This window comes from Bacillus luti, from assembly GCF_009739945.1.
In the GTDB taxonomy this organism is placed as follows: domain Bacteria; phylum Bacillota; class Bacilli; order Bacillales; family Bacillaceae_G; genus Bacillus_A; species Bacillus_A luti.
The window spans coordinates 1,916,904-1,930,877 of sequence record NZ_CP040336.1 but is presented as its reverse complement, the minus strand read 5'-3'; the positions used below and the strand labels follow the sequence as shown (position 1 = coordinate 1,930,877).

The window sequence follows — 13,974 nt, the reverse complement described above, 5'->3', positions numbered from 1 at the left end:
TATAAAAGGAGAATACTTCATGAAAAGATTTTCGAAGACATTACTACTATTTGTAGTTCTTTCAATTGCACTACATTTATTATTTGATATCGTTGGCTGGCTTGTTTTCAGTGCACCAATTAAAAACAAAGAGATCATCATTTCCTTTATAACAGCTACGTGGCTTATGTACATGTACCGTGATAAATTTTTAAAAGCACTTATTTCGAATTAACTAAAAAACTTCATCAATAAAAGATGAAGTTTTTTCTTTTTCTCTCATTCTCTCTATTAACTACTGTATAATAGAACTAATATTCTGCCTTTTAAAAGAAAGGAGTCACTATGAACTTAAAAAGTAACACTATATATGAGAAAATGAAGCAATATTCCGTTGCAGGTTTAAGCCTTGCCGTTGTACGTGATGGCAAGCTAGACGAAGTGACTGCCTTCGGGACACTGGAATCTGGAACAACTAAAACTGTCACTTCGGATTCTATCTTCAATTCTTGTTCTATTAGCAAGTTCATCACTACAATGCTCGTACTAACGTTATCAGATCAAGAAATCGTGCATTTAGACGAAGACGTAAATGATAGACTCACATCTTGGAATATTCCTACTAACCTATTTACTTCACAGAAAAAAGTCACGTTACGAAATTTATTAAGTCACCAATCTGGAATCATTGATCCTCCTAATAGTTTTGAACATTATTCACTTGCACAAGGGCGACCAAACATGTCTGAACTCCTTGCCGGTAAAACATCATATTGCCCCGTACCGATAGAAATAACTTATAAACCCGCAAGTGAATTTCACTACTCTGATGCGAACTTTTGTATTATCGAACTGCTACTTGAAGATATAACTGGAAAACCATTCACCCTTTTACTTGAAGAATATATCTTTCAGCCACTCCAACTAAAGAATAGTACGGTATTCTCTCCTGAAGATATAAATAAAATGGAGACCTTTGCTTGTGGACATAACAAAGATGGTACCGTCACAAATGAGAAGTATCCATTTTACCCATTCGCAGCTACTTCTGGCATCTGGACAACACCAACAGACTTATCAACTTTAGTACTTGAAATCATTCATTCCTTACAAGGAAAGGGCAAACTAAAACTTTCTCAAGAAGCAGTTCAAGATATGATTTCTCCTCAGGGCTGTTCAAAATGGACTGGACTAGGTGTTTTTCTAGATGATTCGGATGAGGACTTCCAAATTTATTCCCTTGGATGGGGCGTTGGATTTCAATGTATGATGGTATGCTATCCATACCGAGGTAATGGTGCGGTTATAATGACGAACGCTGATTTAGGTGTTCATCAAATGGAAGGGATTATTGGTGATGTTTTAAAAACGTTCTCCTTATAACGAAGAGAAAGAAGCTGTTCCTTCCAGCTTCTTTCTCTATATAACATTTTTCGCAACAATTTTTATATGTTCCGGCGCGATAATCTCCGTTATACTTTCTTGGAAATCTTCCCGCAACAATTCTTCAATATGTTCTAGCTGCACTTCAACATGAGTGCATTCTAAATTATGTATATTTAATAGTGCATAATGATCTTTTTTCTTAATTACTAAATATTGATTTTCATCTGTTACAAGTATAGAACCTAATCGGACTCCTAGTAAGCGTTGATCATCAAACTTCACAATCGCTACCCCTCTCTGCTTCCAAATCGTAATGTTTTGGAAATAATTATTATATAGACTATATCACAAATTACCAAAATATAACTATCTTATTTTCACTCTTTTAACTACTACCTCTACTTGTTTTCATCCTACTCTATCTTCTATTATAAAAATATGTGTAAATAAGATTTCAAATCAAGTTTTGAATATGAACTGGAATAAAAGAATATTTTATTTGTTGAATTATATATAACGTACTCAAAATCTTGTCCTTAATAATAATTATCGCTTAATCCCATGCCTTTTATCATTCAATGTTCGAGATAAATGTAGTAAATTTCTACACGTAATTTATAGATTTTGAAAGGAATGTTCCTTCTTATTTTTCGCTCAAAACAAGTATTTGCAAAAATAATCCTTATAAAAATGATAAATGCTTAATTTTTTATATTTCGATACAAAAAAACTTTCTCAATAAAAAATGAGAATTTTCAGTTTTTATTCCAGTGAAAATCTATTATAATAAAGTTAATAAATGTTTGACCTCTCCTAATTCATGTACATATGGATGATCAGTAGTTGCTGCTACTGATCTATTTTTTTGATTTCAGAAAGTAAATACACTGCATCTTTTCCTACACCACAAATAAGTGCAGAACCTCTTTGAGATTGCCACGGCAAACCGATATAATATAATCCATTTACTGGACTCATTCCCTTTATATGATTAGGAAATCCATTCTTATTTACTGCCTTTTCTATTTCAATCCAGTTATACTCTGAAACAAAACCAGTTGACCATATAATACTATCTGCACTATATGTCTCACCATTCTGAAACATTATTTTATTTTCTGATGCATTTACTACTTTTTCTTGCAGTTGTATTGCTCCATTACGAATGAGTTCCTTACCTTCAAATCCAAAAATGGGGTCCTTTCTCTTTTGAAACCACTTCCCCCTCTTTGTATTTATTTCAGCGTACAATAAACCTATTTTTTCTAATCTATTAAAAATACTTTTACCAAATAAATGTAACGGTAAAAATGTTAACGGATGACTGGTAGCCATTGTAACTTCATGAGTTTTTGCAAGTTCTACTGCAATTTGCATTCCTGAGTTCCCGCCACCTACTACTAGTACTTTTCCCTTAGGAATTTGTGATGGTGATTTATATTGTGATGAATGTATTTGATAAACATGCGATGAAAGATGTTGTGAAAATGAGGGGATGTACGGTTGCTGAAAACCACCTGATGCGATAATAACCTTTTTCGATTGTAAAACTTCTGTAGGAGTGTGTAATTCAAATATTTCTTCCTCTTTCCTTATTTTTAAAACTTTCGTTTGCAATTGTACCGGTAGTTGAAAATACTGTGCATATTCTTCTAAATACGTTGCAATTTCATCTTTATGTGGAAATTCATTCTTTTCTCCTTTTAATATCATCCCTGGTAAACTACTATATTCCCTCGGTGTAAAGAGCTGTAAAGAATCATATCTGTTTCTCCATGAATCACCAATTCGGTTTCCTGCCTCGAGTAGTAAAAAATTATACCCTTCTTGCTTCAAGTAGTATCCCATTGTTAATCCAGCTTGACCAGCTCCAATAATAATTAGGTCTTTCATTCTAATCCCTCCTTCTTTTACGTATGAATATCTGTTCATATATTCATGCGTTTCCGTAATCATAACATTTTATTTTTATATAATTCAATATCTACTCAAAATAAAAAAGAGCAGTTTACCATAAAGCAAACTGCCCTTCATTCTATCTTCCCAGTCTTTAGCGCCTGTGCCCAGTCATACCTTTCCTGTTGAACAGCCAATTCAGCAGCTTCTTCCCAATTATAAGGAACTGAAATTTGTTCAATTATCCATTCTCCCAAAACCTCTTCTATCACTACATATTTTGCATGCGGAGTTCCTGATTCCATTTTATGCATAACAGGTAACTCATCTTTGTATGCTGGAAGTCCTACACTCCCTGGATTTATAACGATTTTTCCGTTTGCTAAATACACAACTCTAGGAATGTGCGTATGACCGCATACTATTATTTTTTGCTCAATATTTTGGAGTTGATCCATTATATTTTTTTCATTCTTTAATACCGCACCATTTTCATTCATCTCTTCTAACAAATACACTTCATCTGAAATTGGCGTACCATGACAACATAACATATCGTCTACAATAAATTGTGAAGGATGTTGTTGTAACCAATCTATATGATCTTTTGTTAATTGATTTTGGACAAAAGTTAATGTAGCAGACTGCTCTTGTATAGGTTCCCAAAGCATGCGATCACAGTTTCCCTTAATATGTATCATCTCGTTCTTCATTAATATTTCAATTGTCCCTAAAGGATCTAACGGCCCATACACGCTATCCCCTAAATTTATTACCATTTCAGCCTTACGACGTGCAATATCTTTTAATACCGCTTGTAAAGCGTGACTATTTCCGTGAATGTCTGAAATTATTGCTATTTTCCGCTCCATTGTTACCCCCTATTTTCATAATTTTTTTCTAAACCAGTGCCTCATAAAATATAATTCTATTTGAAAATGGATCAATCACAGTTAATTCAATTGTACCCCAAGGTGTTTTTTCTATATCAGGCTTCGAGTAAGCATATTCTTTACTTAATAATACAGCATGATACTCCCTTACATTATCTATTTTGACCCGAATCGCACCACCTGGCGAAGCATCACCATGATGCTCTGATAAATGTATCACAGCATCATGTAACGAGATTTGCATATATAATGGCATATTTTCCTCATACCGATGTTCCCAATCCAATTTAAATCCTAAAAAATCTAAGTAAAATAGCTTTGCTTTTTCAATATCAAAAATTCTAAATATAGGTGTTATCATTTATACTCTCCCCCTATTTATAAACATCTGCCGCCAACTCTCTCAAAACATCTACATTTACTACTTCAAAGCATCCATCGTTCTTCTTTATTATCTCTTTATCACAAAAAATATTTAATGTACGTAATAAATGCCGATAACTCGTTCCTAACAATTCAGCTATTTCCGTTAAATTCCCACTAAATACAATTCGATTTCCGTGCTGCACCGCTCGTTCCCCTGCTGCTAACATGTAGCTCGCAAGTCGATTTTCAAGTGGATACAGTAAATTAATGGTACTATTTTTAGAAAGTCGATTTAATTTATGTGCTAACGAACCGCAAATACATCGTAAAAATTTCGCATCATGAAATAGTTGATTTCTCACTTTTCCTAAAGGCAAACCAACACAATATGAATCTGCCATCACTTGCACATTGGAAGCAGTCTTTTGGGAGTGTATTAATTCTACATCTCCTAGTAACTGCAAACTATCATAAAAGCATAATAATACGGATTTTCCGTTACTTAATGTATTAAACGCTTTCGCTTTTCCTTCCACAAAAAAATATAAATAATCTATCTCTTCATTTTCTCTACAAATAAACTCATTCTTTTTAAAAAATATAAGTTCCATATATGGTTTCATATCATTACTAAAAAATGCATCAATATTATTTTGTTTCATATACGCTGCTAATTTATTTGTGTTACATACTTTCTTCATACTTCCCCCACCTTTACAACTCAACCCATTGTATACAAAATTTTCTTCTTCCACTATGACATATGTCATAGTAATACACAATTTCAGCATGATACAGTCATTACAAATACGAAATATAAAGGGGATATTACAGTGTTTAACTTTCTTTCTGTCTTTATTGGTGTGCTCATCGCCGTTATGCTTCCATTGAATGGGATTTTATCTGAGTTAATTGGCAAGTATACAGCGAGTGTTGTCATTCACCTTGTCGGTTTAATTGCAGTTATTTTCGTTTTAATCATAAACAAAAATAAAATCCATTTCGATAAAAGTATTCCACTTTTTTTATATAGCGCTGGAGCGATTGGAGTATTCACCGTTCTTTTTAACAACATCAGTTTCTCCGCTCTTGGTGCCTCTATTACGATCGCATTAAGCCTACTCGGTCAATCTATTGCTTCAATTGTTATTGATCATTTCGGTTTATTAGGAATGAAAGTTGCAAAGTTTGAACAGAAAAAACTAATTGGATTATGTTTCATCTCTTCTGGAATTATAGTCATGACAATTTATTAATGGAGGCAAGAAAATGTTATATATTACTATCGCTATATTAGCTGGTGTTTCTATTGTCGTTGCTAGAATTATTAACGCGAATTTAGCAAAGGAAATCGGAAATTGGGAAGGTACCTTTTTCAATTATATTACTGGATTATTTTTCTCTACGTTATTTTTAATTTTCAGTTCAGACTCATTTTATATTCCTATCCATACGTTGCAATCTATCCCTATCGCTGTATACTTTGGCGGATTAGTAGGCGTTATCGTCATTTCATTATCAAACTATATTACTCCCAAAATATCAGCATTTTATTTAACGTTACTCATCTTTATCGGACAATTATTTGCGGGGACCATCATCGATTTCTTTCTATCAAACGAACTCTCGATCGGCAAAATTATCGGTGGCATTCTCGTATTAATTGGGCTAACTTACAATTTACTCATAGATCGCCCAATAAAAACTGTGAAGCATAACCACGTTCAACTATAATACTTTACGCTTACCTATCATATATTAATAGAAAAGCTCTTCATACGAAGTAATAGAGAGGAGAATATTCTATTAAGAAAATCATTTTATTGCTTGGTAGCACATTGATTATTTGTGGAATCATATGGTTCGTAAACTCTGGAAAATCTATTCAAGATCTCTATACTGCAAACAAACCAAAAAAGAAAGTGACTATCATTTCAAGCTCGCGAGACCCAAATGAGCCCCCTGTCTTTTTAGGAAAACAGGAAATAAAAGATATACATGTCGAGTCAATTAAAACAAAAAAGGATATCTTTCTCACAAAAACAGATGAATTAAAAACGTTTATTAACAGTATGGATACCGCAAAAAAAGGAAAATTAACATTAGATGAAGAAGGATCAGATTTAATAGATTTTGATATGTGGATTACTTTCGAGGATGGGACTTATAAAAAATATTTCATATGGGTAGTTGATCACCATAGCAGCGAAGTGATGATTGCTCAGCAAGACACTCCTGATGATGTAAACCTTACGTACTATCAATTAAATGAAGACAGTTCCAAAAAAGTTTATAACTTATTTAAAAAAATTATTTAAATAAAAAGGTCATGAGCAAGTGAGCTCATGACCTTTTTGCACTATATATATTCCGGGAACACTTTACATCCCCTTTCCTGTTCTATATCATGCCCAAAGAAAACAATCGGCTTCTCTTTCATCACCACTTCTTTTAAACGTTTAATTGAAGATAAGGCTAATTCTGGATCAAATCCAGCAAACGGTACTTCATCTTCAAAATTCTCTTTCGTATAAGATGCATCAATCGTTAGTAATACAGGACCGGATTTTTCTGTCTCAATTAATAGTGATTGATGCCCTGGAGTATGACCTGGTGTATGCAATAATTGAACTCCTGGTACTACTTCATAATCGCCTTCAATGATTTTGTAGTTTAAATTCGGCAATATACATTCTTTCAAATATTCTTCGCTATGCTGCGCCGCCTCATATTCAGCACGCTGCACAATAATCGGTGTATTTGTAAAAGCACCATTCCCCCCTGCATGATCAAAATGCAAGTGAGAACTAATAATATAAAGAAGGTCTTCCGGCCCATAACCAACGCGTTTTAAAATATTCACGATTCTATCTTCTTCAGTCATTTTCGGTAAAATCTGTCCTTCAACAAATGTACCATCAAATAAATTTTCATTATTAACCGCACTTTCTGGCATACCTGTATCTACTAAAATAAGCCCCTCTTCCGTCTCCAAAAGATAACACCATACAGGTAAGTTCAATAAGTTCCCCGGCGTGAGCCTACTATTAACTGAAGAATGATCTAACATACAACGACCTGCTGGGACGAAATAAAGCTTCTTTACTGTCATTATGTACCCACCTTTACATTTAGTTTTGAATAAAACAATACAGTAAAGAATTCCTCTCGCTAGAAATAAACTCCTTCTCACTTTTCATTGTTTCAGCTATTATTTTTGAGTCATTCACAAATTCTCCTTACACTATTAATTACTATTCGTTATTTTTCTAAGAATCCAGGGTAATAAATCAACTGTTTGTATTTTGTAATACGAAAAGGATACACACTTAAACGAATGTTACATATAAAAGAACCGACTACCTATATGTTGAAAAAAGTAGTCGGTTCTTTTATATTTATTATTGCTCTTTATGTGCGACGAGCTGCGATTATAAAAAGTAATATGCTATTGGTTTTTCACTGTAATATTTCCGTTATGTGTGTTTAATTTAATTATATTTTCTCCCTTTCCAATAACCGTATTCCCGTTATATTTATTCAGGATATTCGCGCTGCCGTTGTCGACAGAAACATTAAATTGAACATTAGTTGGTTCTTTTTCGGTTTCAATATTAATTTTTCCATTGTGAGTCGTAAAATTGAGATTTCGATCCAGTTCATTCGTTTTCAGAGTAAGACTTCCATTTTTAGTTTGCCCCTCTATTTCACCTTCAACATGGTCTAGCATTATTCGTCCGTTGTTCGATTTCACATGAATATTTTGTGCCAATATATCTTGGAAATCTATAATTCCATTGTTTGCTTCTGCGATAATTTTTGGCGAATTGATTTCTCTTAATTCAACACGTCCATTGCTTGTATTGATATTAAAATGTGTTGCGTTTATTTTTTTAGCAGAAACGTAGCCATTATTATTGGAAACTTTTAATGAATCATATTGTTTTTCGGGTAGATACACATTTAATGTTAATGGCGCCAATACTTCAGAAATATTAAAGTTGAACCAGCTCTGTTGCTTTTCTTTGTAAGAAATGAGAAGCGCTGAATCTTTCTCATCCGTTGCTAATGTTCTTTTTACGTTAGGATTAACTTCGCCATCTAATTTCACTTTCATGTTACTATCTGTCGTAGGATTGATGTTAACACGAACGTTATTCGTATCGATAATGACGCTTGACACATTATTATTGTTAATGACCTTTTCTTCTGAAATTGGTACTGCAGCAATTGAACGATATGTGAATAAACTTCCGATAATACCAATAATAAAAATAATACCTGCAATGATTGAAAGACTCTTTTTATTTATCATGCTTCAAACCACCTTTTACTAATGCTATATTGAACTTTAAATAACGAACAAATCCATTCTTTGCTAGCTTCGTTAAAAATAACATAGCAATAACAATGAAATATCCTAGTCCACAAAGTGCTAAAGAAACAAAAAGATTAAATAGCAAGAATGCATTTGGATGTATAATAGTATCAACTAAAACAAGTAATGGTGCGCCTAAAAATGAGATACCTAGAACCCATCCTGAAAAAATCAATGCCGCTAATGTAATTGCAGGTCCAAGCACGATTAACAAATTGAAAAAACCTAATCCAATTACTGCCCAAATTGCCCGGAAAACATTTCCTGTTGTCGCACTTGTTGTTACTTTCTCAATATGATAATCTGCTAATAATTCTTTGGCGATTTGAGATGGAGAACCTAATGAGGCTGCAATTTCTTCTTCGCTTTTCCCTTCCTCTAATCCGAAAGTAAAATGTTCTTCATAATCTTTTAAAATATCTTCACGCTCTTTATCAGATAACCTTTTTAGAGATACATTTAATTGTTGTAAAAATTTATCTTTCGTCATTACGTACACCTTCTTTAATTAATTGATTGACACCTTGTGAGAACTCATTCCATTCCTCCAAAAGTTGGTACAAATACGTTCTACCTTTATCCGTCAGTGTATAATACTTCCTTGAAGGCCCTTCTGAAGACTCCTGTAAATAAGTTGTAAAATATTCTTCTTTAGTTAATCTACGAAGTAGCGGATAAACAGACCCTTCTGATATTTCAATTTGATTGGAAATACTTCGCACTAAATCATACCCATAACGGTCTTGCTTCTCAAGTAAGACAAGAACACAAAGTTCTAAAACTCCTTTTTTAAATTGTACATTCAATATTCATTCACCCTATTCTAATTGATATCAACTACTGTTTATTGTTCAGTACTGTTTTATAATAAGTAACTACAAGTATAATATAACAGTTAGTATTGTTCAATGCAAGGTACACTGGAAAAATAAGTATACCTTACATTCGACGCTTATAAACTCAAAACGGTGGGTGGTCCTCTCCAGTTACAAAGTTCAAAATAAAGCTGAAACAGGTCTTTTACAACATGGAAAGAACTCAACTTTTTTACATACTGACACTTTACCTACTATAATAAAGGAGAATGACTCTTACTTTAATGGAGGGAATAGAAATGAAAGCAATTGGTTTATATGAATACTTACCTATTGAAGAAAAAACCAGTTTAATTGATGTGGAAGTTGAAAGACCTGTTGCTACAGGAAGAGATATACTCGTTAAGATTAATGCCATTTCCGTTAATCCAGTTGATACAAAAGTTCGCTCTCCAAAAGATAAAAAAGAAGATGTAGCGAAAATACTCGGCTGGGATGCTAGTGGTGTTGTCGTGCAAACGGGCGAAAATTGTACCCTATTTAAAGAAGGCGACGAAGTATTTTACGCTGGAAGTATTACGAGACAAGGTACATATAGTGAATATCACCTAGTTGACGAAAGAATCGTTGGTAAAAAACCAAAAACGTTAAGTGATGCTGAATCTGCAGCAATCCCTTTAACAGCTATTACCGCATGGGAAGGTTTATTCGAGCGTTTAGGCATTGATTATACTAAAAAAGATACGAACTCATTTAAAAACATTTTAATTATCGGCGGAGCTGGTGGAGTAGGTTCAATTGCAATTCAATTAGCAAAATGGGCTGGACTGAATGTAATCGCAACTGCATCCCGCACCGAAACGATACACTGGGTTGAAAAACTCGGTGCCGATTATATCATTAACCATCACCAACCTTTAAAAGATCAAATCGTAGAGTTTGGTCTAAAGGATGTAGATTATATTTTCTGCTTAAACAACACAGATCAACATTGGCAAGCAATATGTGACCTCATTAAGCCACAAGGTAAAATTTGCTCTATTGTAGAAAATGAACAACCTCTTGAAATGGGAATTTTAAAAAGTAAAAGTGCTACATTCGTTTGGGAATTTATGTTTACAAAAGCAATGTATGAAACTGGCGATATGATTACGCAGCACGAATTATTAAACAAAGTGAGTGAGTTGTTAGATGAAGGTATCCTTCATACAACTTTAAACGATGCGCTAACACCGATAAATGCAGAAAACCTTAGAAAGGCGCATGCATTACTTGAAGGTGGACGTACAATTGGGAAGATTGTATTAGAAAAATTTTAATAAAAAAGTCCGATTCCTAAATAGGTAATCGGACTTTTTTCATCTTTATTTACTTGAAATCTCTTGATTATTTTTAACGTCTAACGGAGCTCGCTTCCCTATTCCGAAAGCATAGAAACTAATTGTTACGATAGCTAAGAAAACAATACCTACAACTAGTGAAATGCGCGTATCATCGTTAAACCACATTCCGATTAATACCATAATTAAAAAGGCAATTGTTAAATAGTTTGTAACAGGAGCAAATGGCATTTTGAACGGATGATCTTTCATCTCTGCCCCTTTTTCTTTTCTAAAATTAATTTGACTTATTAAAATGACGAACCATGGTACCATACCAGGAAGTACGCTCGCACTATATACATATACGAATAAGTTTTTCGGTGCAATATAACTTAATACAACACCAACCGCTAAACCGATAATTACGCCAACTGTACCAAATAAAGGTACACCATTTCCAGAAAGTTTCGTGAAATATTTCGGTGCTTGTCCATTTACACCTAACGTATAAAGCATACGACCCGCACTATAAATACCACTATTACAACCAGACATTGCCGCTGTAATCACAACGAAGTTAATAAGTCCTGCAGCAGCCGTAATACCAACCTTCGCAAAAGTTGCTACAAACGGACTACCAATTGTACTTAATTGATCCCACGGATACACAGTTACAATAACGAAAATCGCACCGATGTAGAAAATTAAAATACGCCAAATTGTACTTTGAATCGCTCTTGTAAGTGTCTTCTTCGGATCCTTCGCTTCACCAGCAGTAATCCCGATTAATTCCACACCTTGATATGCTCCAACTACAAGTGATAACGCAAAGAAGAATCCTGAAAAACCACCTGTAAAGAAACCGCCATTTGCCCAAAGATTTGATATTCCAATCGCTTCTCCGCCGTTACCAATTCCGAAGAAAATAAGACCAAATCCCGCAATAATCATTAATAGAATCGTAACGATTTTAATCATCGCAAACCAAAATTCAAATTCACCAAATGACTTAACAGAAATTAAGTTAGCTGCACCAAGAATAACCATTGCGATAACACCTGGTATCCAAGCTGGTAGATCTGGGAACCAATACTTCATATATGCCCCAACTGCGATAATCTCTGACATCCCAACGATAACCCACTGGAACCAGTTACTCCAAGCTGTCATATAACCAGCTAACGGGTGAATATACTTATGACCGAACGTCGCAAATGAGCCTGTACTTGGCTCCATATACAACATTTCTCCCATGGCACGCATGATGAAGAAGATAAAAATACCTGCAATTGCATAAGCAAGCATTACTGACGGACCTGTCCATTTAATTGTGCTAGCTGACCCCATAAACAAACCAACACCAATTGTTCCGCCTAAAGCAATCATTTGAATATGACGTGCTTCTAAACCTCTTTTCAATTCTTTGTTTGCCACTTCACTTCCCCCTCTTAGATGATTCATAGCCGCATTTTTAAGTAAGATGCTTTCCCCTAATTCCTTTCGGCCCTGAAAATGATGAAGCAAACGTCATTTTACACTAGCTTTAAAGCTATCCTAAAATCGTTTTTTTGCTTCTTATAAAATCCCCAAAACCTTTCATCTTCCAATATTCTATAAATCTTAAAATTACTTACCTTATATTAATTCATTAATCTGAAAAATTCAATTATTTTTTCAATAAATTATTATACATAAGTCTGATTAATTTTTAACTAAATTAACAATAAAATACATCTATTCAATATGATTCCGGTATGAATATTATTACAATATAAATAACCGAGGAAAGTATTTCTTCCTCGGTTTCATACTGCATGTACTTTAATATCTATATCTGATAACGTCATTTCCATTTCTACTAACATTTTCAAACTTTATTTTCGTGGTTTCTGAACGCTCCATTAACATCTCACCCCAAAATATAATATATCAGTAAAATTACATACCATATACATCCTTCGCACAGACTTCCTTATCAAAACGAACAAATTTACTCTGTACTTCCATTCCAGCTGCTTCATATACGCGAGGTGCACCTGTAATATTTTCAGAATCTACATTTAAATGCACTTTTGAAATCCCTTCTTCGTATAATTGACCGAATGCATGATGTAACAGTGCTAATCCCAATCCTTGTTTCCGCTTAGAACGCCTTACACCTAAGTGAGTAATTTCTGCTTTATTGTCAGCACCCTTTTTACTAAAGACAAAACCAACTACTTCACCCTCAACCATCGCTAATGACCATAATGTAGGATGAAATCCCTCTCTTTCTGTACGCTGTAAAAACTCTTCTAACGTAGAAGATTTCGAATTCCAGTGGTCTGCGAAGGCTTCATTAAAAGCTTGATGTAATCTCTCATCATCTACACCAGGTATGTAATGTCGCACTGTAACACCATTTGGCCAGATTGCTGATGGAATATTTTTCTTTAATTCAATCCCCATTCCCCACCAAATACGAGTTGGAATAAACCCGGCTTCCCCTAATATTTTTTCCTCATAGGAATTATTTGCTTGTGTTACAATCGTGCCATTCAAGCAAGATGAGTTACTAACAAGATCCGTAGCACGCCCTTCAAGCTTTGACCATATTACTTGTTCAATGCCTTGATTCATATAATTAGGATGAATAAGTACAGCAGATGGAAACTGCCCTTCATTCCCTGTCAAAATTCCATAAGCGATTATTTCTTCTCCATTCATAACAACATAAGAGCTTTTACTAACATCAATACCTTTCCATGAATTAGTTATATCCTCTACCGTTGTATCAATTTCGCCATAAATAGCTTGATCATAAATCTTACATAAATTGAAAATTTGTAGTAAATCTTCTTGTGAAGTTGCTTTAACGTTTAGACCGTTTACTAAGTTCTGCATACAATTCACCTCATTTTAATTAAAAATTCAAATCTTATCGCAAAAACATTTCATAA

Annotated in this window: 17 protein-coding genes; 6 read left to right on the top strand and 11 right to left on the bottom strand. The window is 33.9% G+C overall.

The window, feature by feature from the left end; all coding sequences use genetic code 11:
* The first annotated feature begins 19 nt into the window (after window positions 1–19).
* Window positions 20–214: a hypothetical protein gene (locus EUC40_RS09880; protein ID WP_156574745.1), complete on the top strand. Its 195-nt coding sequence runs from the start codon at window positions 20–22 to the stop codon at window positions 212–214.
* Window positions 215–324: 110 nt separating this feature from the next.
* Complete coding sequence (locus tag EUC40_RS09875; protein WP_156574743.1) at window positions 325–1,362, top strand: serine hydrolase domain-containing protein; 1,038 nt, start codon at window positions 325–327, stop codon at window positions 1,360–1,362.
* A gap of 36 nt (window positions 1,363–1,398) precedes the next feature.
* Here the strand turns inward: EUC40_RS09875 and EUC40_RS09870 are convergent, their stop codons facing one another.
* The 5 genes from EUC40_RS09870 to yeiL all read right to left on the bottom strand — a co-directional run bounded on the left by EUC40_RS09870 (window position 1,399) and on the right by yeiL (window position 5,221).
* The gene (locus tag EUC40_RS09870; protein WP_156574741.1) at window positions 1,399–1,647 is read right to left on the bottom strand and encodes a hypothetical protein; all 249 of its coding nucleotides are present in this window, start codon (window positions 1,645–1,647) and stop codon (window positions 1,399–1,401) included.
* 567 nt (window positions 1,648–2,214) lie between these two features.
* On the bottom strand, window positions 2,215–3,258 hold the full coding sequence (locus EUC40_RS09865) for a flavin-containing monooxygenase (protein ID WP_156574739.1): 1,044 nt from the start codon (window positions 3,256–3,258) through the stop codon (window positions 2,215–2,217).
* A 137-nt stretch (window positions 3,259–3,395) separates the two neighbouring features.
* Window positions 3,396–4,133, bottom strand: coding sequence for a metallophosphoesterase family protein (locus EUC40_RS09860; protein WP_156574736.1), 738 nt, complete (start codon window positions 4,131–4,133; stop codon window positions 3,396–3,398).
* A 28-nt stretch (window positions 4,134–4,161) separates the two neighbouring features.
* Entirely contained in the window at window positions 4,162–4,515 is a 354-nt protein-coding gene (locus tag EUC40_RS09855; RefSeq protein WP_156574734.1) for a glyoxalase superfamily protein, read from the bottom strand.
* Window positions 4,516–4,528: 13 nt separating this feature from the next.
* Entirely contained in the window at window positions 4,529–5,221 is a 693-nt protein-coding gene (gene yeiL, locus EUC40_RS09850; protein ID WP_156574732.1) for a transcriptional regulator YeiL, read from the bottom strand.
* Between the two features lie 132 nt (window positions 5,222–5,353).
* On the opposite strand from yeiL, the gene EUC40_RS09845 reads away from it, so the two are divergent.
* The 3 genes from EUC40_RS09845 (at window position 5,354) to EUC40_RS09835 (ending at window position 6,838) form a co-directional block, all read left to right on the top strand.
* Window positions 5,354–5,776 (top strand): DMT family transporter, encoded by a 423-nt coding sequence (locus EUC40_RS09845; RefSeq protein ID WP_071711477.1) that lies wholly within the window; start codon window positions 5,354–5,356, stop codon window positions 5,774–5,776.
* Between the two features lie 13 nt (window positions 5,777–5,789).
* Window positions 5,790–6,254 (top strand): DMT family transporter, encoded by a 465-nt coding sequence (locus EUC40_RS09840; RefSeq protein ID WP_000965816.1) that lies wholly within the window; start codon window positions 5,790–5,792, stop codon window positions 6,252–6,254.
* An 89-nt stretch (window positions 6,255–6,343) separates the two neighbouring features.
* Window positions 6,344–6,838, top strand: a complete 495-nt coding sequence (locus tag EUC40_RS09835) for a YhfM domain-containing protein (RefSeq protein WP_156574730.1) — start codon at window positions 6,344–6,346, stop codon at window positions 6,836–6,838.
* 41 nt (window positions 6,839–6,879) lie between these two features.
* Here the strand turns inward: EUC40_RS09835 and aiiA are convergent, their stop codons facing one another.
* From aiiA to EUC40_RS09815, 4 genes are all read right to left on the bottom strand, one after another.
* Complete coding sequence (aiiA, locus tag EUC40_RS09830; protein WP_156574728.1) at window positions 6,880–7,632, bottom strand: quorum-quenching N-acyl homoserine lactonase AiiA; 753 nt, start codon at window positions 7,630–7,632, stop codon at window positions 6,880–6,882.
* A gap of 336 nt (window positions 7,633–7,968) precedes the next feature.
* Window positions 7,969–8,835 (bottom strand): DUF4097 family beta strand repeat-containing protein, encoded by an 867-nt coding sequence (locus tag EUC40_RS09825; protein WP_156574726.1) that lies wholly within the window; start codon window positions 8,833–8,835, stop codon window positions 7,969–7,971.
* The gene (locus EUC40_RS09820) at window positions 8,825–9,388 is read right to left on the bottom strand and encodes an HAAS signaling domain-containing protein (RefSeq protein ID WP_048560090.1); all 564 of its coding nucleotides are present in this window, start codon (window positions 9,386–9,388) and stop codon (window positions 8,825–8,827) included. The genes EUC40_RS09825 and EUC40_RS09820 overlap by 11 nt, the downstream gene beginning before the upstream one ends.
* The gene (locus EUC40_RS09815; protein WP_048560091.1) at window positions 9,375–9,704 is read right to left on the bottom strand and encodes a PadR family transcriptional regulator; all 330 of its coding nucleotides are present in this window, start codon (window positions 9,702–9,704) and stop codon (window positions 9,375–9,377) included. Before EUC40_RS09815 ends, EUC40_RS09820 begins: the two co-directional genes overlap by 14 nt.
* Before the next feature lie 308 nt (window positions 9,705–10,012).
* Between EUC40_RS09815 and EUC40_RS09810 the strand changes: the two genes are divergently transcribed.
* A complete protein-coding gene (locus EUC40_RS09810) occupies window positions 10,013–11,032 on the top strand; it encodes a zinc-binding alcohol dehydrogenase family protein (RefSeq protein ID WP_156574723.1) in 1,020 nt (339 codons plus the stop codon).
* A gap of 45 nt (window positions 11,033–11,077) precedes the next feature.
* Here the strand turns inward: EUC40_RS09810 and EUC40_RS09805 are convergent, their stop codons facing one another.
* Complete coding sequence (locus EUC40_RS09805; RefSeq protein ID WP_001284398.1) at window positions 11,078–12,469, bottom strand: amino acid permease; 1,392 nt, start codon at window positions 12,467–12,469, stop codon at window positions 11,078–11,080.
* Window positions 12,470–12,973: 504 nt separating this feature from the next.
* Entirely contained in the window at window positions 12,974–13,918 is a 945-nt protein-coding gene (locus EUC40_RS09800) for a GNAT family N-acetyltransferase (RefSeq protein WP_078401456.1), read from the bottom strand.
* Window positions 13,919–13,974 lie beyond the last annotated feature (56 nt).